The sequence below is a fragment of the Enterococcus sp. DIV1206 genome (genome assembly GCF_051712485.1).
Lineage (GTDB): Bacteria > Bacillota > Bacilli > Lactobacillales > Enterococcaceae > Enterococcus > Enterococcus faecalis.
In genome coordinates this window covers 309,353-334,334 of sequence record NZ_JBIOOZ010000001.1, presented here as the reverse complement: position 1 = coordinate 334,334, position 24,982 = coordinate 309,353, and the positions used below count along the sequence as shown (strand labels likewise).

Sequence of the window (24,982 nt, the reverse complement as noted above, 5' to 3'; positions counted from 1 at the left end):
TAATTAAATCACTGTTAATTTAACATCTATATTATTTCTTGTTGCTTTAGAATATGGGCAAATTTCGTGGGCTTTTTTAACAAGTTCTTCTGCTTTAGCTTGATCTACTCCATCAATGTGAACTTCTAATTCAGCACCAACGCTAAACCCATCTTCTCCTTGGAATAAGGATACACGTGCAGTTACTGTACTTTTACCTTCGACTTTTTCTTGATCCATCACTAATTCTAATGCACCGTTAAAGCAAGCACTGTAAGCCGCTGCGAATAATTGTTCTGGATTTGTTGTATTTTCTTTCTTGACACCTGGCGAAGCAACCGCATAAGAAAATGATTTATCCGGTGAGTGAACTTCTCCTGCACGTCCACCAGTATTAATGATAGTTGTTTCATAGATTTTTTTCATGTAAATTCCTCTCCTTTGTAAAGTTTTACACTTCTGAGAACTTGTTACTTACATAATTATTGTAGGAAACTTTGTCAGATACAGCAAACGTTGTGCTTGTGAATAATAAAAAATAACATTTAACGTTGTATTTTTGACGTAGAAAAAGAACCCATTCTATGATAGGATAAAGTGAACTTGTACATTTGTACACAAACTATTTTACAAAGGAGACTTTCCCTTGACACACTTACTTGATTATCAACCATTAAACCTCTACACAAACTATCAAGAAGCCGCAGAAAAAACACCAACTGTTCCAATTATTTTTGATGAATCTTTGCCTGCTTTTCCTGCACTTGGCTTAGAAACAACTTATGGTGAAAGCCATCAAGAAATTTTGAAACGGGCATATCAATTAGCCGCTTTAGGTGTAAAAAAAGGCGACAAAATTATTATTTATAAAAGTCCTAAATTCGACACGTATTTACTAGCTGTTGCGGCCTCATATCTAGCAGCCGTTCCTGTAATGGTTTCATACCATTTACCTTTTGAAACAATTGAAGTATTCGTTGATCGTTTAGAAGATCCTTATATTTTATTTGATGATGTGACTGCTGAAAAAGTTCAAGCTGTTCGTAATAGCTCTGCCAATAAAAAACTTTCGGTTGCTTCTCTTTTAGAAGCTGATGCCACGGAAGTTCCTCAAGACGAACTGACTAAAGACGAAATTGCCTACATGACCCACACCTCTGGAACAACAGGTATTCCTAAACTTATCTGTCATTCCAATCACTCTATGGGTTGGCGTACAAAATGGCAAAAAACCATTTTTACAAAAATTGCTGAAAAGAAATTAGTTGGCTTTCATATTTCGCCAGTTCATTCTCGTTTTAACATTGGCGTGTCTTCTTTAATGGCCATGGGCTTCCCTATGATGCCTTTAGCAAATGCTTCGAGCGAAAAAGTCGCTGAAATGTTCAGCACCTATCAACCAATCGCTGTAGAAACACACCCCAATAACTTCGTTCAATGGGTTCGTTTGGCCAAAGAAAAACCTGAAGCTTTCGCTAGTGTCCATTATTATCATTCTACTTTTGATGCAATTAACAACGCTACAATGGTGGCTTTCTTAAAAGCATCTGCTGCCAATGAACCAATTTTCCTACAAGTTTATGGACAAAGTGAATGCGGGCCAATGATCTTACGAGCGCATACTTTAGAATCTCTAAAAGATTCAGATGCTCGTGACATGGGCGTTGGTTTAGAGGATTTAACACAAGCTCGAATTACTGATGAAAAAGGACAAGTTTTACCTGCGATGACGGACGGCCATATCCAATTCTTATCAAAAGGACGGGCCTTAACATATTACAAAGAAGATGCCCGCTTTGCAGAAAATGTCTACGGCGAATGGTGGGACAGCGGCGATTACGGAATGTTAGATGAACGCGGCCACTTATTCTTGAAAGATCGCCAAGTAGATCTAATTGAAAACATCGACAGTAATTTAGCTATTGAAGATCATTTATTGGATGCATTAGATTTCTTAGAAGAAGTGATTATTGTCCGTGGCAAAGAAAATGAACCTCAGCCAATTTTAGCGGTTGTCCCTGGGGAAGAAATGGATTGGGACGCTTGGTGGACACAAGTAGCCGATTTACCACATTTAAACGAACCTATCATTATGGCTTTTGACGAAATCCCTCACACAGCTACTATGAAAGTGCAACGTTTACAACTAGAAAAATGGTTAAAAGAACAATAAAATAAAATTCTTTGTTAAACAGTGTTGGTCAAAAGAACGTTTAGACCAGCGTTGGAGCAAGTGGAACAGAAAGCTAAAAAGTTAACTCGTTGTAGGTTATCTTAAGCTTTAAAAAGAGGGGCAGTCGTCGTTTTGACGGCTGCTCCTCTTTCTTTTGTCTACCGTTAATTAAATCCTTTTTGTGAAGAGCTTGACATGGGATGGTTCCCACAAATTATACTTAGCTTATTCAAAGAATGGAGTGAGCAAGTATGAAAATTTTAATTAAACAAGATTTCGACACGATGAGCGAATGGGCAAAAATGTTACTTCTAAGCACGATGAGCCAAGATAAACGAGTGAATTTATCAATTACCGCTGGCAAAACGCCAGCACTTGTTTACCAAAAATTAGCCTCAATTGTTAGAAACTCATCTGACTTTGATAATGTTCATTATTATAACTTTGATGAAATCCCCGTTCCTCATCAAAAGGAAGGCATTACTCTGACAGATTTGCGGACGCTGTATTTGACACCTGCGGAAATATCCGAGCAAAACATCCATCCATTAACTGTGGAAAACTTTCAACAACAAGAACAACGGATTGCTGACGCAGGCGGCTTAGATTTGATGTTAATTGGCTTAGGAGCAGATGGTCATTTTTGTGGGAACATGCCCACTACCACTCATTTTAAAAACGAAACCTACCAAGTGACCGTCACTGGTTCAGAGCCTTGGTTTGTTCCTGAAATGATGCAGCCAGGCATGACCTTTGTTACGATGGGGCCAACCAGCATCATGAAAGTTAAGCATCTTGTCCTAATTGTAAATGGTGAACAAAAAGCTCAGATGGTCAAACAAGTGCTCCAAGGACCTGTCACAGAAACGTATCCTGCTTCTATTCTTCAACTCCACCCAAATTTAACGGTTCTCTTGGATGAAGCCGCAGCAAGTCAATTAGAAAAATAAAAAATTGCGCCTAGATTATGCTTCTCTGCATAGTCATAGGCGCAATTTTGTTATCATTACATGATTTTTTGATACTGACTGTATTTTAGCAAATTCGTCTGGGAAAGTGTAACACCAATACCAAGTCCCTGAGGCACGGTCATTGTCCCTTGCTCTAAAATAAAAGGTTCCGTGATGATATCTTCATAAAAATAGCGTTCCGTGGCTGAAATATCACCTGGAAAGGAAAAGGTAGGCTGTGACGCAAATTGCAAATTCAATGCGCGTCCAACACCAGACTCAAACATGCCACCTAACCAAACCAATAAATTATTTTCTTGGCAAAATGTGGCAATCTTCAACGCCTCGTGAATCCCACCTACACGAGGAATCTTCAAATTGATACTACGGCAACTACCCAATGCTAACGCCACTTGGCAGTCTTTGAGACTACGAATATTTTCATCCAAACAAATTCTTGTTTTCAGTTCTCTTTGTAATTGTGCGTGATCTAAAAAATCATCTGCAGCAAAAGGCTGTTCAATCATCGCTAATTGATAGTGATCTAAACGTTGCAATTGAGGAAAATCAGCCAATGTATACGCTGAATTGGCATCGACCATTAAAGGCAAGTTAGGAAAATGCTGACGAATCAAAGCAACGGGTTCCACATCATAACCGGGACGAATTTTCAGCTTCACTCGTTGATACCCTTTTTCTACAGCTAACTGAACTTGTTTAAGCAATTGAGGTAACTCTTCTTGAATCCCTAAACTAATCCCTACAGGAATTTTCCTCCGCGTTGGTCCAAAAAATTCAGTTAAACTCTTCTGTTGCCGTTTGGCATATAAATCCCAGATGGCAGTTTCTAACGCAGCTTTTCCCATCCAATGCCCTTTAACTTCTTCAAAAATTGTTGAAACCTCTTGCGGCTGTTCAAGCGCTTCTGTTAAAAGTAACGGAATTAAATGCTGTTGGATGATGAAGCGTTCGGTTACCAACGTTTCTTGCACATAATCAGGTTGCTCAAAAGCCACTAATTCGCCAAACCCTTGATTTCCTTGCTCATCCGTTATTACAAATAAATCAAACGCTTTTTCTTCCAGGCGACCATAGCTCGTGACAAACGGCGTTTTTAAAGGCAAACGAACCTGATAGGTTTCAATTGATTGAATGTTCATTCAGATGGCTCCTTCCAATAACACTGTCACCTTTTCATAGAAAATCGTTGGTTGTTCCAAATGGATACAATGTCCTGCTTCAGGAAAAATTGTCAGCCTCAACAACGGTTGACGTGCCTGCATTTTTTTCGCAATCCCAATAAATTTTTGATCTTCGCCGCCTACCAATAAATCGGTAGGAATCGGCTGCAATTCTGCTAGACGTTCCCAGTAACTCTCTTGCGCTCCTGTGCCCATATACCACAAACTACTAGCCAATCCAAAGGCCGATTGGCTCAAACGTTCCTGACGAATGGCCATTTGCTGTGCCACAGACAAGGCTTTTTGCGTTTGAAATAACGGTAATTCTTGCCAAAAATCAATAAAATCCACCAGCGGTTCCTCTAAAAGACGTTCCGCCAAACGATGATCTTGACAGATCCGAGCCTGACGTTCTGCGGCAGTGGCCAAACCTGGTAATCCACTTTCCAATAAAAGATGCTGTACCTTTTGTGGATAATGTAATGCAAAACCTAAAGCTGTTCGAGCGCCCATTGAATAGCCTAATAAACAAAAGCAAGGCAAATTTAGCGATTCGGTTAGTTCAGCAAGATCATGGCAAACCTGTTTCATGGTATAACGCTCTGGTGCTACCAAACTAGCAGTCGCGCCATGCCCAGGTAAATCAATGCCTAAAACGTTATAAGGTGTTTGACTGGGAAAAACGGCTGCAAACGTGGCTAACGTTCCTGTGAAACCATGTAAACAGACTAGTGTCGTTCGCTTTGCATCAAAAGGTGTTAACCATTGATAATGGTACTGCATCCCCCGAATTAACCGTTCCATGAAATCCCCTGTCTTTCTACTCGTCTACCAATTTCAGCTAAAATTGATTCGTACAAATGAACATTCTCTTGGCGATTTCCTTTGACTTCGATCACTTGAAATTGTGGTTCTTCAGCCGCTGCTTGTAAAATTTGCTTGAGCTCCGCGATTGTTTTGACTTCTTGGTACGAAGCACCGTAAAGTTCAGCAACTAACGAAAAATCTAAATCAAGCGGTGTTCCAAATAAAGGCTCGAAATCGTCCTCACGTAAAGTTCGTTGAGATAGAAAAGAGAAAATCCCGCCACCATTGTTATTTAATAAAACAATTGTTAACGGCAACTGATAACGTTTAGCCAAAAATAAACCATTCATATCATGATATAGCGCTAAATCACCAATCAGTAGAACGTTTTGCTGTGTCGGTGCTACGGCACTCATCCCTAAAGCAGTTGAAACAATCCCATCAATCCCGTTGATGCCGCGATTTCCAAACATCCGATAAGGGCGACTATCCATAAATCGATCTAAGTAGCGGATAGCCATACTATTAGATACAAATAACTGACCGTTCTCTTTCATTGTTTGGTGAACAGCTAAGCTGGCTGTTGTTTCATTTAATTCTGTCGCGTTCAGCGTTTCTAGAAGAACTTCAGAGACCGTTTTTTCCAGCAAGAGCCATTGTGCTAACCAAGTCGCTTCTGTTGGTTTGACAACCGTTAGCAGTTGTTCTACAAACGTGGTTTCCTTTGCCTGAATAACTGTTTGTGATTTTTTCAATTGCTCTTGCCATTGCCCATTTTCGTCCACAAAATAAAAAGCAGTCTCTGTCGTTGCTAAGCGTTTCAACCATAACATGATGTTTTTAGAAATTGGCAGCGAACCAAAACGCACTACCACTTCTGGTTCTTGTGGCAAGGTCGCCACATTTAGAAACAGATCACTGTGTGCAATAACAACTTCACTATTTTGCCCATGTGTCACAATGTTTGCTAAAGGATCCGCTAGTAACGGCCATTGCAAAGCTTCGGCTAATTGAATAAATAACGTCGCTTCTTCCTCTGTATGACTGCCACCGACAACCAAGACGCCGCTTTTCTGGTACCATTGATCCGCTAACTGTTGCACTTGTTCTGTAGAAAGGATTGATTGACCAGCGAATAAAGCCGTTTGTTGAGAACTCTTTGTTTTTCTCTCTAAGTCAGGTAATAATGGTTCCCGCAAAGGAAAATTCAAATGAACAGGTGCAGCAGGCGTTTGTTGCGCGAATGCTGCTCCTTTAGCGCCTTGCCAATAGGCGTAATTCAACATCTCTTCTGTTGCTTCTGGCAAAGCCATTTCAACAAATAATTTCACGTGATTTTGATACATTTGTAATTGGTCCATGGCTTGAGGAGCACCAACTTGACGTAACTCATGTGGCCGATCCGTTGTTAAAACGACTAAAGGCACATGGCTAATATTGGCTTCGCAAATTGCTGGATAATAGTTTGCAGCTGCTGTTCCAGAGGTACAAAGTAAGACCACTGGTTTTTGGCTCGCTTTACTTAATCCTAAAGCAAAAAAAGCAGCGGAACGTTCATCGACATCGACAAAAGTTTGGATTGCGGTTTCCCGATGAAGTAATAAAGCCAGTGGTGTGGAACGGGATCCTGGACTAATGACTGCTTGTTCAATCCCACTATTTTTTAAGCCTTCAATAAAGGCCGTTAAATAATCGGTCATTGTTTCTTGATGATTCATTAAACCTGCCCTCCAATTCCTCGTAACATCGGTTGAAATTTTATTTTCGTTTCTTCTCTTTCTAGCTCTGCTTGGGAATCCGCAACAATACCACAACCTGCATAAAGAACGCCTTGCTGACCAGCAAAGACACCTGAACGCAAGGCCACAGCGAACTCGCCACTATCATCATTCCCTGAAATCCAACCGATTGGCGCACCATATAGCCCACGACTCCCTGGCTCATATTGTCGAATCCATTCGACTGCCAACTCTTTGGGCTCACCGCCTAAAGCTGGCGTTGGGTGTAGCTGCATCACACTTTCCAAAAACGAAATTCCCGGCTTACGTTGACCCGAGATTGGCACATAAAGATGTTGTACATCTCGATTTTCCAAAATAATGGGTGCTTGAATACTGTTTTCAGAAGTCGTCATCTTCGCCAACTCTTTCGCTAAACGTTCCACCACAATTTGGTGTTCTCCGGTATTTTTGCGGTCTTGCAAAAGTTGTGCTCCTAAAGCTTTCGTTTCTTCTGGTGTTTGACCCGTTTTAATGGTTCCTGCAATACAAGCGGTCGCAAACGTTTCTTTAGTACCCAACAGAAGTCGTTCTGGTGTTGCACCAATGAAACTTGTGTCATTGGCTTCCAAAGCAAACAAATACGTATTTTGTTGTTGTGCCATTAAATTAACGAGCACTTGGTTACTTCGAATTTTTTCAGGACTGCTCACAGCAAGTTGTCGAGCCAAAACCACTTTTTTTAAAGGGCCATCTTCTCTTAAGACTGATACTGTTTCGTTGACAGCTTGTAGCCATTCAGTCACAGCAACTTCTTCCTTGTCAATCTTTGTTTCCGCTACAACTGGCAACTCCTCACAGGTAGCTAACAAGCGATCAAACTGAGCCACCAAAGTCGACCAACGTTCCTCGACTTCTTGTTCACTAGAACCTGAAAAGTTCAGCGTTCCATAAATACGTGAACCTGAAAAAGTAAATAGAATACTTGGTAGATAAAACCAACCTTCCCCTAACTCTCCCCAGGCCTCAGTAGGCGTTTGTTCTGTATCAAAAGGCAAACCGCCAAACAGAAGAGCCCCCGTACCAGAAATAGACATATTTTGAAAACGAGTTGCCGCCTCTTTTTTTAAAAAGTTGTTCAATTGCTGCGTTTCTGTTTCTGCGCCTTTTAAGATAGTTTCATATCCGAAGCCAACCAAAGCAAAATCTTTTTTCGGCGTTTGCCAAAAAAAACGTTCTCCTTGGTATGCCTTTTCACCAGCGGCAAAAATTGCCAAGGCTGTTTGTTCTGTTTCTAATGGAAAAACCCAACTGAACTGACGGGCATTCTTCTGATAGGCTTGTCGTAATTCATCAGGCAATTTCATCTGATTAAAAACGCCTCTCTTTCTTCTGTCATGAAACGATGTTTGGCAATCTTTCCACTTGCTGTTTGCGGGAAAGAATGACAAAAATAAATGCGTTTCGGTCGTTTATATTTTGCCAGTTTTCGTGAACACTGGTCTTGAATTTGCGCTAAGGTGATTTCTTGGTCACTAATCACATATGCAACTGGGACGGCTCCCCATTGCGCATCTGGTTCTCCTACAACTGCCGCTGCTTTAATTCCTGTTATCGCCTGTAACACCTGTTCAACCTCAGTGGGGTAAATATTTTCACCACCAGAGATAATGAGTTCACTTAAACGACTAACCAAATACAGGTAACCTTGTGCATCTAAATAGCCCATGTCGCCTGTTTTAAACCAACCATCTGCTGTCCATTTTTCAGGTTGACGCTGGTTAAGGTAACCTGAAACAACGTTTGGTCCCTTAAGTAAAATTTCCCCGACTTGCTTTTCTGGCTGTTCTTGTCCTAGTTCATCAACAATTTTGATCTGCATATCTTTTAACGGTTGCCCAGCAGAGCCGATTTTCAGCGCCGCATCTTCAAATTTCAAGGCAACAACTTGCGAACACGTTTCCGTCATCCCGTAAGATTGAATGACTGGAATCCCTTTTTCCTCACACTGCGCTAATTTATCCGGTGCAATCGGTCCGCCGCCCAATAACATTCCTTTAAAGCTGACGCTGTAGCCAGCTTCAGGATAGACAGACAATAATTGTTGTAACATTGTCGCAACCACTGAAATGACGGTTCCACGGCCTTCTTGTAAATCTTGTGTCACTTGCTGTTCATCAAATTTATCGTAAAGGCGAATACTACAACCTAAGACGAGTTGTCGAACAACAATCGACAATCCGCTAATGTGAAATAATGGGACTGCACACAACCAACAATCTTCAGCAGTAATCCCCATATTTTCTTGAGTGCCTCTAGCACTGGCCAAATGATTTTTAAACCGTTGCAAGACCCCTTTAGGCTGTCCTGTAGTTCCAGATGTATACATAATAGAAGCCACCGACTCTAAGTCACTTGGCTGTTGAAACTCCTGATGTGAAAGACTATGCTGTTTTTTAACCATTGGCTGAACGTCGACAAAAGAAATCTCCTCTAACAAAGCCTGCGTTTCAGGCGCACCAATAATCGTTTTAACTTGCGCATCTTTTAACTGAAAAGTCAGTTCAGCAAGTGTCAAATGCGTATTTAAAAATAATAACTCTTTCCCCAATTCCCATAAGGCTAGAATTGAAAAATACAACTCTTTGCTGTTCTTACTGAATAAAGCCACACGTTTTTCTTCTGGTGCAAGCACCTGTTGATATGTGGCTACCCAATGGCTGACTTCTTGTTGCACTTCTAAAAACGTCCAAGATTCATCCTGAAAATAAAAAGCAGGATGATCGGGACGTTTTTGTACTTGTTTATTTAACCAAGTCATTGGTTTATGGGAATTTAGGGAATTGATCGAAATCTGGTGTCCGTTTTTCTTTAAATGCATCTCGGCCTTCTTGTGCTTCAGCCATTGTATAGTAAAGAAGTGTCGCATCACCAGCTAATTGTTGCACACCAGCCAAGCCATCTGTATCGGCATTTAAAGAGGCTTTAATCATCCGTAAAGCAATCGGGCTTTTGGTTAACATTTCTTCTGCCCACTCCATTGTCACATCTTCTACTTGATCCAATGGAACAACGGTATTAATCCAGCCCATATCTAAAGCTTCTTGGGCAGAATATTGTTTACACATAAACCAAACTTCTTTCGCTTTTTTATGGCCGATAACACGCGCTAAGTAACCTGAGCCGTATCCACCATCAAAGCTACCGACATTTGGTCCTGTTTGCCCAAACTTAGCATTTTCAGCCGCAATTGTTAAATCACAAACTAATTGTAAAACATTGCCGCCGCCAATGGACCAGCCTTTCACCATTGCGATGACTGGTTTGGGAATGACACGGATTAACCGTTGTAAATCTAACACATTTAAACGTGGAATATTGTCTTCGCCAACATAACCACCATTACCTCGAACTTTTTGATCGCCACCAGAACAGAATGCTTGGTCACCTGCGCCTGTTAAAATAATAACCCCGACATCTTCTTTATCACGACTAATGTTGAATGCATCAATCATTTCCATGACTGTTTTTGGTGTGAATGCGTTGTGAACATGCGGGCGGTTGATAGTAATTTTTGCTACTTTGCCTTCTTGCTCAAATAAAATTTCATCATATTCTTTAATTGTTGTCCAGTTTCTCATTAGGAAACCTCCTTCATTAATCTCATCTTTTCTATTATACACAAGAATCGGCACTTTAGAGAAAAAGTCGCTTGAATTTTAAGAAAAAACATGGCTATTTCAAATTTTCTTCATTCCTGTATAATAAATAAAAAACCTTTTATTCTCTCTTTTATTAGAAAGGACTGATTACTATTCATCTTTTAGAGTATTTAGGTATCACGATTCAACACGTTTCTGCTGAGAAATGTCAGCTTACTTTAGCGGTAAAAGACGTGCATAAACAACCCTATGGCCTTGTCCACGGGGGCTTAAACGGCGTCTTAATTGAAACTGCCTGTAGTTTAGGTGCGAACGAAAACGTTCCTGAAAACACTTTTGCTGTCGGCATAGACTTACAAGTAAATCATCTTCGTAGTGTCCATGATGGTAGCCTTACCGTGATTGCGACGCCCGATCACTCGGGAAAGACCCTTCAAGTTTGGGAAGCAAAAATATATAACGCAGACCACCAATTGACGAGCGTGGGGCGTTGTACCTTAACAAATCGACAAAAAAAACAGTAATCTTTACAGGTTACTGTTTTTTTGTTTATGGTTTTTAATAAGTAATTAGATTACTTCGTTTATTTAATTTTAGTACCAACCATTTGCTAACCAGAATGATTTAGCTGCATCCCATGAACCATAGCGACCTGCTACGTACTGATCTGCCACGCGTTCTTGGTTGGCAGGTGAATAGTCACCATTTAAATAAGAGGCAGATAATTGGTAACGACCGATATACTGGCCGTTTGTTGCATCGTAAGAACCACTAGATTCACGTTGTGCGATCCACTCTTTCGCATCACTGCTTGCGGCAGGTGCTGCTGGTTGCGCTACTTCTTGAGCAACAGGTTGTTGTACTTCTTGTTGTACTGGTTGTGCAACAGGTTGTTCAACTACTTGTTGCACTGGTGCAACTTCTACAGCTGGTGCTGGAGTATTAGCAACTTCTTTTTCTGAACGAATAACTAATTGTTCTCCTTCAAAAATTAAATCAAGGTTTGGCAATTTGTTATCAGAAGCAATTTTTTGAATTAAGCTATTGTCTCCTGCAAATTGATGAGAAATTGTTGATAAAGTATCTCCTGCTTTAACTGTATATAAGCTTTCTGCGTTTGCGTCTGTTCCTAAGAATAATCCTAAACCTGCGGCCAAAGTTGTTCCAAGTAAAATCGTTTTGATTGATTTCATGTATGTTTCTCCTTTGTAATTAAAAATATTTGATTGTTGCTCTTAGCACTCGGCAACAACCACGTCTGCTTCGCTTTATCGAAACGACTTCACATACTTTATCATCGAATGGCCGGCCGTAGGTGAATATCTCGTGACAATTTATTACTAGAATGTCGGTTTTGTTACATTTTGTAATAAAAAGCTGCTGGAAGCTTGATATTATCCTGTTTATATTTTGCGAAAAAAAGTTAAAAAAACAGGATTTTATTTTTGAGAAACCGTTTTCTAACCCTTGATTAGCCCTTAAATGTCGGTTTTTTTACATTCGTTTCAGTCAAAAAGTAACAAAATGTTAAATATACTAGACATGAGAATGTTTTTTTCAAAAACTCACGCCTAAAAAGAACAGGTGTTTTCTTTGAATTTTTTTTATCATTCACTATTTTTATTTTTCCTTCTATTATATAGATAAATTTTTTGTCGTATTCATTTTTCGATTCTGAAAAAACACTAAGCACTTCCTATTGAAACAAAAAGAGTTAAACAAAAAAATCTTATATTTTGCTTGTTATTTATTCATTTTAATCTTATTCAAAAAAGGAACAGCTAAAGCAACTATGAAAACAAAGTATTGAAAATAAAGCAGAATAAATATTCATTTTTATTGTAATTCACGAATAAAAAACAAATAATCACTCGAACGCTTGTTATTTAAAAACGTAATCAGTTTTTTCTCTTTCTATTTTCCAATCTATGAGTAATAAAATATATGAATCTACATTTAAGTCATTTTATTATCAAATATTCTGAATATTATAAGAATTGGAGTTTTATCTATGAGTGACAAAGAACAACTTGAGAAATTAGACAAATCCTTTCTGGGACAACCGAAAGGACTAGCAACACTGTTCTTCACAGAAATGTGGGAACGTTTCAGTTACTACGGCATGCGTGCTATTCTAATGTATTACATTTACGATACCGTAGCCAATGGCGGTTTAGGTCTCCCCAAAGCAACTGCCTTAGCCATCATGTCCATTTATGGATCAATGGTTTTCATGTCCAGTATCATTGGCGGTTGGGTCTCTGACCGTGTCTTAGGTTCAAGGAAAACTGTTTTTATTGGTGGTTTGTTAATCATTGCTGGACATATTGTTCTCGCTACCCCATTTGGTGTCCCCGCCTTATTCGTTTCTATTATGTTAATTGTATTTGGGACTGGGATGTTAAAACCAAACGTTTCAGGGATGGTTGGCCATCTTTATTCAAAAACTGACTTACGTAGAGATGCAGGCTTCTCCATTTTTTACATGGGGATTAATATCGGAGCCTTAATCGCTCCCCTTGTTGTCGGAACTTTAGGACAAGAATATAATTATCATTTAGGCTTTTCCGTTGCCGCAGTAGGAATGTTCTTCGGGCTACTACAATATTATTTCCAAGGACGTAAATCTCTGGCTGGAATTGGTCAGGCCCCAACTAATCCAATGTCTAAAGAAGAGCAAAAGAAATTTGCTAAAGCATTTATGTTGGCAATTGTCGTTGCTTTACTTATTTTTGGTGGCGCCTATGTCACAGGACATTTAACAATTGATTTCTTTATTAATACCATCAGCGTGTTAGGAATCCTGTTACCAGTTTATTATTTCAGCAAAATGTTAACGTCTAAAGATGTCACTGCTGAAGAAAAACCAAAAGTTCTGGCTTACTTGCCATTATTCTTAGCAGCAATTGTTTTCTGGTCATTGGAAGAACAAGGTTCGTCTATTCTTGCTCTATTTGCAAATGAACGGACGCAAACGAGTTTGTTTGGCTTCCCGATTGCCGCTAGCTGGTTCCAATCATTAAATCCTGTATTCGTAGTTATTTTGACCCCTATTTTTGTTACATTATGGACAAAACTAGGTAAACGTCAACCATCAACAGTTGTGAAGTTTTCACTAGGGCTAGTCTTTGCTGGTCTTTCCTTCGTCTTATTAATGTTGCCAGGTCTACTTTATGGTACCGAAGGACGGGTGAGTCCACTTTGGTTATTCTTTAGTTTCTTCATTATGATTGTCGGAGAAATGTGTTTATCTCCCGTTGGCTTATCGATTACTACAAAATTAGCACCGAAAGCTTTCGAAGCTCAAACCGTTGCTATTTGGTTATTAGCAGATGCCGCTTCACAAGCCATTAACGCTCAAATTGCTCGCTTCTATACACCTGGAACAGAGTCAGCATATTTTGGGATTGTCGGACTTGTAGCTGTCGTTGCTGGGATTCTCTTATTCATTGTGAAAAAACCAATCCAAAACTTAATGGGTGACGTCCGTTAAACCGTCAAAAAAGTTGCCTTTCTCTTTTTTGAAAGGCAACTTTTTTATACAGCGTTTTGATAACGTTTTCATCAAGTGGTATACTAAATAGAAGGAGGACGAGGACATGCGTTACTTAATTGGCGGTATTTTTTTATTGATTAGTATCTGGCAATTCATTGTTACTGGACGGACATTTTCCTACTTAAAGAAAGAGGGCGGCAAAAGAACCTCACCATTTATTCTGTTAGGACTATGGAGTAGCTTAGTGTTTGCTATTATTTCATTTGCTGTGGCGATTGCTTCTTTCTTTTATGTGAGTTTTTAGTAGAAGGCTAGCCATAAGTAAAGGAGCGAGATTGCTAATCTCGCTCCTTTACTTATTTATTATGGTTGTTTTCCAATATAAGCTAAAATTCCACCATCGACATATAAGATATGTCCGTTAACAAAGTCAGAAGCGTTAGATGCTAAGAAAACTGCTGGGCCAGCTAAGTCTGCTGGTGTGCCCCAACGATTAGCAGGTGTTCGTCCCAAGATGAATTCGTTAAATGGATGCCCTGGTTCTCTTAATGGCACCGTCTGTGGCGTTTCAATGTAGCCAGGTCCAATCCCATTACATTGAATATTATATTGTCCATATTCAGAAGCAATATTTTTCGTTAACATTTTTAGTCCGCCTTTTGCTGCCGCGTACGCACTAACTGTTTCACGACCTAGTTCACTCATCATTGAACAGATATTGATAATTTTGCCATGGCCCTTTTCAATCATATCTGGAATAACCGCTTTTGCCATAATAAATGGCGCATTCAAGTCAACATCAATCACTTGACGGAACTCTTCTGCTGACATATCCACCATTGGAATTCGTTTAATAATTCCCGCATTATTGACTAAAATATCAATAGAGCCGACTTCTTCTTTAATCTGAGCAACCATCGCTTGAACTTGCTCTTCATCAGTGACATCACACACATAACCACGTGCTTCAATCCCTGCAGCCCGATAATTTTCCAAGCCTTGTTCAACTGATTCAGGAGATAAGTTATTAAAAACAATTGTTGCTCCTGCTTCAGCTAAGGATTTCGCAATCTCAAAGCCAATCCCATAAACAGCACCTGTAATTAACGCTACTTTTCCATCTAATTGAAAATCATTCATTTTAAATTCCATGTTTTCTCCTCTTTCTTTGGTTTATTTTAATTGATCCATTGCAACCATATCCATGTCTGTGTACGTAATATTTTCTCCGCACATGGCCCAAATAAAGGAATAATTACTTGTACCAACCCCAGAATGAATTGACCAGCTTGGTGAAATGGCTGCTTGTTCATTACTCATTACTAAATGTTTCGTTTCGTCTGGTTTACCCATCATGTGGAAAATCCGCGTATCTTCTTCCATATCAAAATAAACATACGCTTCCATACGACGTTCATGTGTATGACAAGGCATTGTATTCCAAGCGCTACCTGGTTCTAAAATGGTGTAGCCCATTTGTAACTGGCAACTTTCACAAACGTTCGGATGAATGTATTGGTAAATTTTACGTTGGTTCAATGTTAATGGATCACCCGTTTCCATTGGGGTAATTTCATCAATACTAATTTTTACGTTCGGATATTTATGATGTGCTGGCACACAACTAATGTAAAATTTCGCTGGATTATCAGGGTTTTCTGAAGAAAAACGAACATGTTTTGTTTCTTTCCCAATATAATAGCCATCTTGTTTTTTCATTGTTTCTTTGGCGCCATCAATTTCAATAAAGCCGGGTCCCCCAATATTAATAACTCCTAGTTCACGACGTTCTAAGAAATAATCAACTCCTAATTCCTTGTCCAAAATAATTTCTAATTCTTCTGTGGTCGGTGTCACACCACCAAAAATCATCCGATCATTATGTGTGTAGGTTAAGCTGATTGCACCTGGAATAAAAACTTTCTCTACTAAAAATTCATCTCTCAATTGTTCTGTTGAATAGTGACGGATATCCGCCGGACTATGTGTATAACGTGTTTCCATATTTTGCATAACTAAAATCTCCTATCTATTTATTTTTCCTGAGCCCGTTGCCAAAAAAGCAAGGACTTCTTTTTGACTAAATTGATTACAATCACCATGGATAGTATGTTTTAACGCACTAGCCGCTGTCGCAAAATCAATACAGGTTTGTGGATCATAGGCAGCTAATAAACCATGTAAAACCCCACCAGCAAACGCATCACCGGCACCGACACGGTCAACAATCGGTTGTAATCGATGACATTTGGACGTATAATACGCACCTTTGTACCATAGCGTTCCGATTAATTCATTATCTGTCGCTGAATGAACTTGACGTTTGGTTGAATAAAATACTTGAATGTTGGGATAACGTTCTTGCATTTTTCGGTAGTACCACGTTAATGCGTCTTCAAGTTCTTCCTCTGGTTCTGGAATCTCCAGTAAATAACGAGCATCTAATACCCCAGCTGAACAAATATCAACAAATGGAAGAATGGCCTTCAATGCCACGCTCGCTTCTTTCTGGGACCAAAGTTTCCCTCGATAATTAATGTCAAAACTTACTTGGCACCCTGCTTGCTTCGCTGCTTTAACTAGCGCAACCGTCATACTTTGCCACTTTTTTGATAACGCCGCTGTAATCCCTGAAATATGAAAGATCTCTACTCCTGAAAACAGCTCATGTAAGTCCCATTCCATTTCTTCGATTTGAGCAAAGCTTGAATAGGCGCGATCATAGACAACACTGGCTGCTCGTTCTCCTGTACCAGTTTCCAAGTAATACGTTCCTAGGCGTGTTCCGCCAGTTCGTACAAATTCCGTTGAAACCCCATAACGACTTAAATGCTTTTTGGCGGCTTCTCCTAATGAATTATCGGGCACTTTACTAGCAAAAGTCACTTGGTGGCCATAGTTCGCTAACGAAATCGCTACATTCGCTTCACCACCGCCGTAATGTACAGCGAAATTTTCTGTTTGTGCTACGCGTATTCCGACAGGCGTGGACAAACGCAACATGATTTCTCCCAATGTTACGACTTTCCCCATGTGCCTACACCCCTTTGATTGCTTGGAATTTTTCCATATAGGCTTGGGCAACCTCACGAACTTTTTCAAAATCCCCAGTTGCTGCTGGCGCTAACAGATTGCCACCAACACCGACAGCCGTCACACCTGCAGCAAACCACTCGGCCATATTTTCCAAACTGACACCACCCGTTGGCATAATATTTAACTGAGGCAATGGCGCTTTAAATGCCGAAATAACACTCGGTCCATAAACACTTCCCGGAAATAGTTTAATAATATCTGCTCCGCTTTTCAGTGCTTCTTTCATTTCTGTGATGGTCATACAGCCTGGCAAGTAGGGAACTTGATATAAATTGCAAATTTTAGCGGTTTCTTCATCGAAGCTTGGACTCACAATATATTCAGCCCCTGCTACAATAGCTAAACGAGCAGTCGTAGCATCCAAAACTGTCCCCGCACCAATGACTACGTCAGGATTCTCTTGGTATAACGCAACTAATTCCTGAATCACTTCTGTTGCTTGAGGAACAGTAAAGGTTAACTCAATCCCCCGCATACCGCCTGCTACAATGGCTTGACTAGCTTTTAGCGCTTCCTCTTTTGTCTTTCCGCGAACCACAGCAATCACGCCAGCATTTTCTAATTTTTGTAAAATTGATACTCGCTTCAACAGACTCCCTCATTTCTTATTTAGAAATATATATTTATTATAAAGAAATTCACAACTTCATTATACAGATAAAAAAAGAAAATGCAAACGTTTTTATAAAAATAAAAAAAGAAAGACAAACAAAAATCCCAATCGACTTTTGTTTGTCTTTCTTTTTCTACTATAATTTCGCTTCAATCGCTGCTTTTGTTGCTAAAAGGGCTTGATTAATCGTCGTTTTATTTTCCTCTGTCAAACGATATTTCGGCATGCTCACACTAAAAGCACCCGCAATTTCGCCATCTTTCATTAAAGATACTCCGCTACAGAAAATATCTTGTTCAATTTCTTCATCATCGTAAGCAACCCCCGTTTGTTGCACTTGTTTTAATTCTTTTTTCAAACGCAAGGGATTGGTAATCGTATTTTCGGTATAGGGAATTAATGTCTGCGTGTCTAAATATTGTTGCACTTGTTCTTCCGAAAATTCTGCTAAAACGGCTTTACCCATGGCCGAATTATACAAAGGTCGAGTAATTCCCACTTTCGAGGACATGCGAATCGTTTGATTTTTCGGTTCTAATTTATTGATATACAGAATTTCATTATTATTTAAAATCCCTAAATGAATGGTTTCATCGACCGTATTTTGAAGGTTTTCTAAATAAGGTACCGCAATTTCAGCTAAATCGATTTGCTCCACACTTTGATTCGCATAGCGAATCAATTTTGTTCCTAAGCGGTACGTCTTGTTCGTGTCTTTTTGAACATAGCCAATTAATGTTAAGGTTTCTAAAATTTTGATTGCCGTTGATGCCGTCATTTCGGTATTCTTTGCAATTTCCTGTAAGGTTTGATCGGGTTGTAAACTTAGACAGTCCATGATTTTAGCCGCTTTTAACAAGACTGTTCCGTAAGGTTTTGTTTCTTTCATCGAAACCCTCCTTTTCCATATAAGAAATTATATAGAAAAATAAAGAAATTGCAAGAAAAAAAGAACTCGAAGATTCATTCAGTAACGTTTTACTTTCACTTCAGGTCTTTCTCCCAGTCCTATTTCATTCTTATTTTCTTTTCTTTAACTCATCAGAAACATCTGCATCCTTAGGAATTAAAAGATACTCACTGACTTCTGTGGTTTCATTAAATACGACATATAATTTTTGTTCTTCATCGAAATCGCCTAAATCAATCGCTACGTAATTAGGACAAACTTCTGAGATACCATGAAACATTTGACTAAAGATTTTTTTCGTCATCCCCACATTACGATGCTGCTCTTCTGCTTTTTCCACCGCACTTTGTAACGTATATCCTTCATCTAAAAAACGCTTGATCCAATGCACTTTGACGACTGTATGTAACCGATATTTCCGTGGACCGTTTGCGTCTTTCGCAATGGAAGAAATATACCCTTTTTCTTCCCAATAACGAAGTTGACGTGGCGAAACTTCAGCAATTTCACTTAGTTCACTAATTCCTATCAACAAATTCTCTTCATTTAACAAACGCTGAATCATTTTTGACCACATTAGTTTAACTTCCTTTCCCTTATCCTTTCCTTAATTGTAGTTTTTTTTACACCTTTGTCAAGTAAGTTGACAAAGATTCTAATTAGTTGTAAAGTAGTTAATGCAATTTAATTTGAAACTTACAGAAAAAGGAGCGATATATGTGACTTCACAACAACCTGTGGATATTCACGGAAAACCTTATAACCGGTCGTTACTAGTCGGCGTTTTACTAATCGGAACATTTTGTACGATTTTAAACCAAACACTTTTAACGACGGCCTTACCTACATTAATGAAAGAATTTGATATCTCAGCTTCAAGTGTACAGTGGCTAACCACTGGATTCCTACTTGTGAACGGCATTATGATTCCCATCAGTGCTTGGTTGATTAACAAATTCAGTTCAAAAAAATTATACATAACAGCGATGTCAACGTTCTTAATCGGAACCATCATCTGTTTTGTAGCGCAAGACTTCGGCATGTTATTGACTGGACGTCTTGTTCAAGCCGCAGGGGTCGGTGTATCTATGCCTCTTTTACAAACAATTATGCTTTCAATTTTCCCGCCTGAAAAACGTGGCGCTGCCATGGGCACAACGGGAATTGTTATCGGATTAGCACCCGCTTTAGGTCCAACATTATCTGGTTGGATTATTGATTCTTATACATGGCGTGACCTTTTTGGGATGGTCATTCCAATTGTCGTTTTAGTCCTAATTTTAGCTTCATTCTTAATGAAAAATGTCATCCAATTATCTAATCCAAGTATCGATGTCTTATCGGTCATTCTTTCTACTCTCGGCTTTGGTAGCTTACTTTACGGCTTCTCAAGCGTTGGTGATAAAGGTTGGGGTAGCCCGCAAGTCTATGGATTCTTAATTATTGGTGCGATTGTTTTATGTCTTTTTACATATCGACAATTGCATTTAGAACAACCTTTCTTAGAATTACGCGTTTTTAAATCAAAAGTCTTTACTGTCGCAGCCATTTTATCTGGCGTAACCAACATGGCAATGATTGGTGCCGAAATGGTTTTACCTTTGTATATCCAAAATATTCGTGGTGAATCTGCCTTCCATTCAGGGTTAATGCTTTTACCAGGAGCGTTAGTCATGGGACTTATGATGCCAGTAACGGGTCGCATTTTTGATAAAATTGGTGCCCGTCGTCTTGCGATTACTGGGATGTTTATTTTAACAGCTGCAACGTTACCGTTTGCTTTCTTAACAAAAGCAACACCTATTATTTATATCATTGTCCTATATGCGATTCGGATGTTTGGTATTTCGATGGTCATGATGCCTGTGACAACTTCTGGCATGAATGCTTTACCAATGAATTTATTAAGTCACGGAACTGCTGTAAACAACACCTTCCGACAAGTAGCCAGCTCAATTGGAACAGCTGTTTTGATTAGTGTTTTAACAAATGTTACCAAAGACGGCTTACCTGCATCAGACTTATTAAAAACAGCCCCACTCGCTTATCGCGACCAAGCAACAAACGCAACATTAAACGGTTATCACGCAGCCTTCTTCGTGGCAACAATCTTTGGCGTTCTCGGCTTGGCGATTACTTTCTTCTTAAATAAAAAAGAAGCGATGCCTGTTAAGGAAGTAGGTGCAATGAAATAATGATTATTTTCCTTTTAATCCTTTGCGTGTTAGGCTTTGCCTACACAAATGTATTTGGCCGAAAAGTTTGGCATAAATGCTGTATGGTTATTTTTGGTTTAGGCTTCTTAGCTTCGTTAAGTCTTATCGTTTTAAACGATAAAGATCATTTTGGTATGACCGAAGTTACTCAGGACAAAACGTTTGAACTAAAAAGCAGTAGTTCAAGTAAAGATGGCCCCAACATGTTATTGTATCAGCCGTTGGGCGATGGTTCCGAAAAAGTTTATTTATATAACACACCAGATAAAAAGAAACTACAAAAAACAGGAACGGAAAACGTCACAAACACAGTTCAAAAAGATGCTCAAAAAGCCACATTAGTCCAAAAAACGACGAAATGGTCCTATCAAGAGTCTTGGGCCAAAACACTATTTGGCCTTGCTGACAACGATAACCAATTTGCAAAACAAGAAAACACCTTTAATGTTGCTAGTGACTGGCTAGTTTTAAGTGCTGATCAAGCCAAAAAATTAGGCGAATATATGGAACAACATGCCGCTGATATCAAAAAAGAAGGGACTGAAACAGTTGGCAAAAAAATGATGGCCGCTATGATGGCGAATCCATCAATGTCCCAAGAAGAACAAGCGAAACTCACCGAACAATATACCAAAGAGTTTCAACAAGAATTGATTCAGAAAATTCTTAGTGACATGAAATAAAAAAGCGAGCTTGATAGGATCATCAAAAAAGATGTGACTACCAAGCTCTTCTTTTTAATTATAAATCGCTTTAATCGGATCCATCCTCGAGGCACCAATTGCTGGAATAATCCCGAAAAAGATACCTGTGAAGACCGAAACCAATGTTGAAATAGCAAAGATGGACGGCGTAATAATTGGCGTAATCGAAATATACCCACCGACCACAGTTGCCAATAAGTAGCCGCAGCCGACACCAATCAAACCACCAATCAATGTGATAAACGCTGCTTCCATTAAAAATTGGAATAAAATGACTCGTGGTTTAGCACCAATGGCCCGACGAATCCCGATTTCTCGTTTCCGTTCCGTGACAGACACATACATGATGTTCATGACGCCAATTCCCCCGACTAATAGGGAGATTGCAGTAATTGCCATCAGAAACATTGTCATACCCGTGACCATTTCTTCCATTTGTTGTTGGAGTTGTTGGTCTTGGTCGTTTTCTTTAAACGTTCCTTTCACTTCAGGATGATTTTCACTTAAAATAGTGATTGCCTGTCCTAAAATTGCTTCACGGTCCGCTCCCTCACGAACTTTAATATTGATGCCGCTAATTGCTTTTGTTTTCGCTAATTTATTATATGATTCTCGAGAAACAAAACTACTCATAGCAGTTGCCCAATCATCGTTCATGCCCAAACTATCTAAATCTTTTGGTGCTAAAATACCAATCACCTTGTACATATAACCACCAATTGAAACAGCTTTTCCAATGAGTTGGCTAGGATCATCAAGCCGAATTTGCGCTTCAAAGATATCATGATTTAAGACAATCGCATCTGTATTTGCATCGCTCGGTTGAAAATCACGACCATATAAAATATCATTCTGCCCTTTAGTCGACGTAATGGATAAATTCGCCTGCGCCCCAAAATAATCCATTGGTACAAACAAATTGTCTCCGCCCCCCATCATTGATTCACCATATTGAGGATAAATACTTTCAATTCCTTGAATGTCTTGTAATTTCTTCAAGTCCACTCGGCTAAACGTATAATCTGGCTCTTCATAGGACATAAAATTGTCACTGCTACCATCCGACATTGTATAATGAATCTTCAAAACATCCGCGTTCACTGCACTGGATGCCTTCACAACTTGACGCTTCATCCCTTCACCTAGCGCAGAAATCGTTACGACTGATGTAATCCCAATAATAATCCCGACCATCGTTAAAAATACCCGCAACTTATGCGCCTTTAAGCTTAAAAAAGTACTAACAAATAAATTAGCAATCATCTAATCACCTCTTCTTCCAAAAAGCGACCATCTTTCATATGAATCACTCGTGAGGCATATTTTTTCATATCTTCATCATGTGTCACCATGACAATTGTTTTGCCCTGTTCATTCAATTCTTTCAATAATTCCATGATTTCTGTACCCGTTTCACTATCCAATGCCCCAGTCGGTTCATCAGCCATAATCAATAATGGATCATTCACCAAGGAACGAGCAATGGCTACTCTTTGTTGCTGTCCTCCAGAAAGTTCAGTAACTTTTGATTTGGCTTTTGTTTCCAAACCGACAATTTTTAGGTATTTTTCAGCAATCGCTTTTTTCTCAGCGCGGCTTTTTTTCCCTTCATAAACACAGGGCAATTGAACATTTTGACTAACATTTAAAGAATTAATCAAGAAAAATTGTTGAAAAATAAACCCTAGATATTCATTGCGAAAGGCTGATTTTTTATTTTCAGACAATTTTGAAACATCTGTTCCTGAGAAATGATAGCTTCCGTCTGTTAAGCGATCCAAGAAACCGATAATGTTCATCAGTGTTGTCTTACCGCTGCCGGACTTCCCCATGATTAAAATGAACTCTCCTTGATGGATGGTCAAGTTCAATTCTTTTAAAACATGTAGTTTTTCCTTACCTACCGGATAGAACTTGTTAATGTCCCGCAATTCAATGAGGGGTTGATTTGTATTATTTGCTTCCACCATCAAGCCCTCCTATTTCGACGCATCTGTCATTGATTCGTTGGTTGCTGATTCATCAGAAGCAATCGCTGCATCTGATTCAACAATATCACCGACTTTTACTGGTTTTTTTGAAGAAATAACTACTCGGTCGGCTGATTCTAAGCCAGATTCAATCGCCATTTTGTCGCCATTTTCTTGCCCGACTTGGACATCACGACGAATGATGGTTCCAAAATCATTCACTAAAACGTAGGCCTGTTCACCCTCTTTTTGAATCGCTTTTTTCGGTAACTCAATCGCCCCTAAATCGCCTAAATCAATGGTTGCTTGCATATGGTAGCCATTTTTAACTTTGTCTAAATTGGCCAACGCAATTTTGACGCTATAACTAGACATCGTCGTGCCACCCTCTGGATTGCCACTCGCGGCATCGCTGTTGCCTTCAGGAGGATTATCATCGATGTAAGAAATTGAGCCATCCACAACCACATTGTTGGAAACAGAAGTTAGTTTAGCTTTTTGCCCAACACTAATTTTAGTCAAGTCCTTTTCATTCACTTTTCCAGCTAAATAAAGATCTTCTGAAGTTAACCGTAAAATCGGTGAATTGGCATCTTTTACTTCTGGAATTGATACGCGACCTTTGAAATTAGCCTTTGTGGAAATATATTGCTTCGCTCCTAAATCCGCTAAGGTTTCATTGGTGAAGGTAATCTCTTCATCTACCGCATCGACTTCTGTTTGATATTGTTCATTTAAATCATCACCAGACATTGTGCGGTCTTCTTCTTTAGTTTTATTAAATTTATCAATGGCCCGATTCCACTTATTATAGATATTCGCCCGCTTCGTTTCTAATTTGGCTAAGCTATTTTGTTGTGCCTCAATTTCTTTTGTGACCGCCTCATCTTCATAAGTAAATAATTCTGTGCCTGCATCTACGACATCGCCGTTTTTCACCTTAATCTCTGGATCCTTTGTTATTTTTTGATCACGCGCAAAGGCTTCCATTTGTTCCGGTTGGATGACACCGTTAATATAAATTTGTTGCAAGTCGGGAACGTCAAAATAGTCAATTCCCCAGTCATCTTTAGGCGCTTGCTTGACAGCTACTTGTTGTGCATTTTTATTTAACGCATTCACAGTTACGATGCCCCCAACCGCAATTACCGCAACTGCCCCCAATATAATTATCGTTTTCTTCTTCATTTTCTTCGTTTCATCTCCTCATTCTGTCTATTTTCCCCAACAAACTAAATTGCTCGGTCGTTCACTTATAACTATTTAACCATGCTTGAATTCAAGAAACAAGGGCATTTCTCTAGGCCTTTAGTCTGATTTATTTCATTTTTGTTCATTTTTTTATTTATTTCACGACAATAAATAACCATTGTTGGGTCTTTGTGTTTCAACAATCTAAAAAGGTTATTTTTATGTTATTTATAACTAAACTATACGCAATCGAGATTTTTTGCTTCTTTTTTTATTTAAGGTACACTAGAAGAAACAATTGAAAGTGAGGGCTTGC

The 24,982-nt window shown here is 39.2% G+C and carries 24 protein-coding genes; 7 read left to right on the top strand and 17 right to left on the bottom strand.

Annotated elements, in window-relative coordinates:
* Positions 1-3: 3 nt before the first annotated feature.
* A complete protein-coding gene (locus IGK86_RS01690) occupies positions 4-405 on the bottom strand; it encodes an organic hydroperoxide resistance protein (protein WP_002355332.1) in 402 nt (133 codons plus the stop codon).
* 220 nt (positions 406-625) lie between these two features.
* On the opposite strand from IGK86_RS01690, the gene IGK86_RS01685 reads away from it, so the two are divergent.
* Complete coding sequence (locus IGK86_RS01685) at positions 626-2,152, top strand: AMP-binding protein (RefSeq protein WP_002361196.1); 1,527 nt, start codon at positions 626-628, stop codon at positions 2,150-2,152.
* 251 nt (positions 2,153-2,403) lie between these two features.
* Positions 2,404-3,102: a glucosamine-6-phosphate deaminase gene (locus IGK86_RS01680; RefSeq protein WP_010707852.1), complete on the top strand. Its 699-nt coding sequence runs from the start codon at positions 2,404-2,406 to the stop codon at positions 3,100-3,102.
* Between the two features lie 56 nt (positions 3,103-3,158).
* On the opposite strand, the gene menC is transcribed toward IGK86_RS01680, so the two are convergent.
* From menC to menB, 6 genes are read right to left on the bottom strand one after another with little or no spacing between them, the layout of a single operon-like run.
* Positions 3,159-4,262, bottom strand: coding sequence for an o-succinylbenzoate synthase (gene menC / locus IGK86_RS01675; RefSeq protein WP_438741945.1), 1,104 nt, complete (start codon positions 4,260-4,262; stop codon positions 3,159-3,161).
* Positions 4,263-5,087: a 2-succinyl-6-hydroxy-2,4-cyclohexadiene-1-carboxylate synthase gene (gene menH / locus IGK86_RS01670; protein WP_438741943.1), complete on the bottom strand. Its 825-nt coding sequence runs from the start codon at positions 5,085-5,087 to the stop codon at positions 4,263-4,265. It abuts the gene before it with no gap.
* Positions 5,075-6,808 carry a 2-succinyl-5-enolpyruvyl-6-hydroxy-3-cyclohexene-1-carboxylic-acid synthase gene (gene menD / locus IGK86_RS01665; RefSeq protein WP_016617048.1) on the bottom strand — a complete coding sequence of 578 codons (1,734 nt, stop codon included), beginning with the start codon at positions 6,806-6,808 and terminating at the stop codon, positions 5,075-5,077. The genes menH and menD overlap by 13 nt, the downstream gene beginning before the upstream one ends.
* Positions 6,808-8,175, bottom strand: a complete 1,368-nt coding sequence (locus IGK86_RS01660) for an isochorismate synthase (RefSeq protein WP_016617047.1) — start codon at positions 8,173-8,175, stop codon at positions 6,808-6,810. The genes menD and IGK86_RS01660 overlap by 1 nt, the downstream gene beginning before the upstream one ends.
* On the bottom strand, positions 8,172-9,629 hold the full coding sequence (locus IGK86_RS01655; protein WP_016617046.1) for an o-succinylbenzoate--CoA ligase: 1,458 nt from the start codon (positions 9,627-9,629) through the stop codon (positions 8,172-8,174). Before IGK86_RS01655 ends, IGK86_RS01660 begins: the two co-directional genes overlap by 4 nt.
* Positions 9,630-9,633: 4 nt before the next feature.
* Complete coding sequence (menB, locus tag IGK86_RS01650; RefSeq protein ID WP_002383695.1) at positions 9,634-10,503, bottom strand: 1,4-dihydroxy-2-naphthoyl-CoA synthase; 870 nt, start codon at positions 10,501-10,503, stop codon at positions 9,634-9,636.
* Between the two features lie 110 nt (positions 10,504-10,613).
* Here menB and IGK86_RS01645 point away from each other — a divergent pair, with 110 nt between their 5' ends.
* A complete protein-coding gene (locus IGK86_RS01645; RefSeq protein ID WP_002361187.1) occupies positions 10,614-10,994 on the top strand; it encodes a PaaI family thioesterase in 381 nt (126 codons plus the stop codon).
* Between the two features lie 69 nt (positions 10,995-11,063).
* Here the strand turns inward: IGK86_RS01645 and IGK86_RS01640 are convergent, their stop codons facing one another.
* On the bottom strand, positions 11,064-11,663 hold the full coding sequence (locus IGK86_RS01640; RefSeq protein WP_002355317.1) for a LysM peptidoglycan-binding domain-containing protein: 600 nt from the start codon (positions 11,661-11,663) through the stop codon (positions 11,064-11,066).
* A gap of 818 nt (positions 11,664-12,481) precedes the next feature.
* Here IGK86_RS01640 and IGK86_RS01635 point away from each other — a divergent pair.
* Positions 12,482-13,963, top strand: coding sequence for a peptide MFS transporter (locus IGK86_RS01635; RefSeq protein WP_002355315.1), 1,482 nt, complete (start codon positions 12,482-12,484; stop codon positions 13,961-13,963).
* Between the two features lie 106 nt (positions 13,964-14,069).
* Positions 14,070-14,270, top strand: coding sequence for a hypothetical protein (locus IGK86_RS01630; RefSeq protein ID WP_002355314.1), 201 nt, complete (start codon positions 14,070-14,072; stop codon positions 14,268-14,270).
* Between the two features lie 59 nt (positions 14,271-14,329).
* Here IGK86_RS01630 and IGK86_RS01625 read toward each other — a convergent pair whose 3' ends face one another.
* The 6 genes from IGK86_RS01625 to IGK86_RS01600 form a co-directional block, all read right to left on the bottom strand.
* Positions 14,330-15,118 carry a gluconate 5-dehydrogenase gene (locus tag IGK86_RS01625; RefSeq protein WP_438741940.1) on the bottom strand — a complete coding sequence of 263 codons (789 nt, stop codon included), beginning with the start codon at positions 15,116-15,118 and terminating at the stop codon, positions 14,330-14,332.
* Between the two features lie 21 nt (positions 15,119-15,139).
* Entirely contained in the window at positions 15,140-15,979 is an 840-nt protein-coding gene (kduI, locus tag IGK86_RS01620; RefSeq protein WP_002355301.1) for a 5-dehydro-4-deoxy-D-glucuronate isomerase, read from the bottom strand.
* A gap of 12 nt (positions 15,980-15,991) precedes the next feature.
* Entirely contained in the window at positions 15,992-16,999 is a 1,008-nt protein-coding gene (locus IGK86_RS01615) for a sugar kinase (RefSeq protein WP_010818675.1), read from the bottom strand.
* 4 nt (positions 17,000-17,003) lie between these two features.
* On the bottom strand, positions 17,004-17,651 hold the full coding sequence (locus IGK86_RS01610) for a bifunctional 4-hydroxy-2-oxoglutarate aldolase/2-dehydro-3-deoxy-phosphogluconate aldolase (RefSeq protein ID WP_002367887.1): 648 nt from the start codon (positions 17,649-17,651) through the stop codon (positions 17,004-17,006).
* 160 nt (positions 17,652-17,811) lie between these two features.
* Positions 17,812-18,564, bottom strand: coding sequence for an IclR family transcriptional regulator (locus tag IGK86_RS01605; RefSeq protein WP_002355294.1), 753 nt, complete (start codon positions 18,562-18,564; stop codon positions 17,812-17,814).
* A gap of 130 nt (positions 18,565-18,694) precedes the next feature.
* On the bottom strand, positions 18,695-19,162 hold the full coding sequence (locus IGK86_RS01600; protein ID WP_002383688.1) for a MerR family transcriptional regulator: 468 nt from the start codon (positions 19,160-19,162) through the stop codon (positions 18,695-18,697).
* A gap of 100 nt (positions 19,163-19,262) precedes the next feature.
* Here IGK86_RS01600 and IGK86_RS01595 point away from each other — a divergent pair, with 100 nt between their 5' ends.
* Positions 19,263-20,780, top strand: a complete 1,518-nt coding sequence (locus IGK86_RS01595; protein WP_016617044.1) for an MDR family MFS transporter — start codon at positions 19,263-19,265, stop codon at positions 20,778-20,780.
* Complete coding sequence (locus IGK86_RS01590) at positions 20,780-21,484, top strand: DUF4811 domain-containing protein (RefSeq protein ID WP_002364955.1); 705 nt, start codon at positions 20,780-20,782, stop codon at positions 21,482-21,484. Before IGK86_RS01595 ends, IGK86_RS01590 begins: the two co-directional genes overlap by 1 nt.
* Before the next feature lie 54 nt (positions 21,485-21,538).
* Here the strand turns inward: IGK86_RS01590 and IGK86_RS01585 are convergent, their stop codons facing one another.
* The 3 genes from IGK86_RS01585 to IGK86_RS01575 are packed head-to-tail and all read right to left on the bottom strand — an operon-like array spanning position 21,539 to position 24,663.
* Positions 21,539-22,768: an ABC transporter permease gene (locus IGK86_RS01585; protein ID WP_002355288.1), complete on the bottom strand. Its 1,230-nt coding sequence runs from the start codon at positions 22,766-22,768 to the stop codon at positions 21,539-21,541.
* Positions 22,765-23,475 (bottom strand): ABC transporter ATP-binding protein, encoded by a 711-nt coding sequence (locus IGK86_RS01580; protein WP_002383683.1) that lies wholly within the window; start codon positions 23,473-23,475, stop codon positions 22,765-22,767. The genes IGK86_RS01585 and IGK86_RS01580 overlap by 4 nt, the downstream gene beginning before the upstream one ends.
* 9 nt (positions 23,476-23,484) lie before the next feature.
* Positions 23,485-24,663, bottom strand: a complete 1,179-nt coding sequence (locus tag IGK86_RS01575; RefSeq protein ID WP_002355284.1) for an efflux RND transporter periplasmic adaptor subunit — start codon at positions 24,661-24,663, stop codon at positions 23,485-23,487.
* Positions 24,664-24,982: the final 319 nt, after the last annotated feature.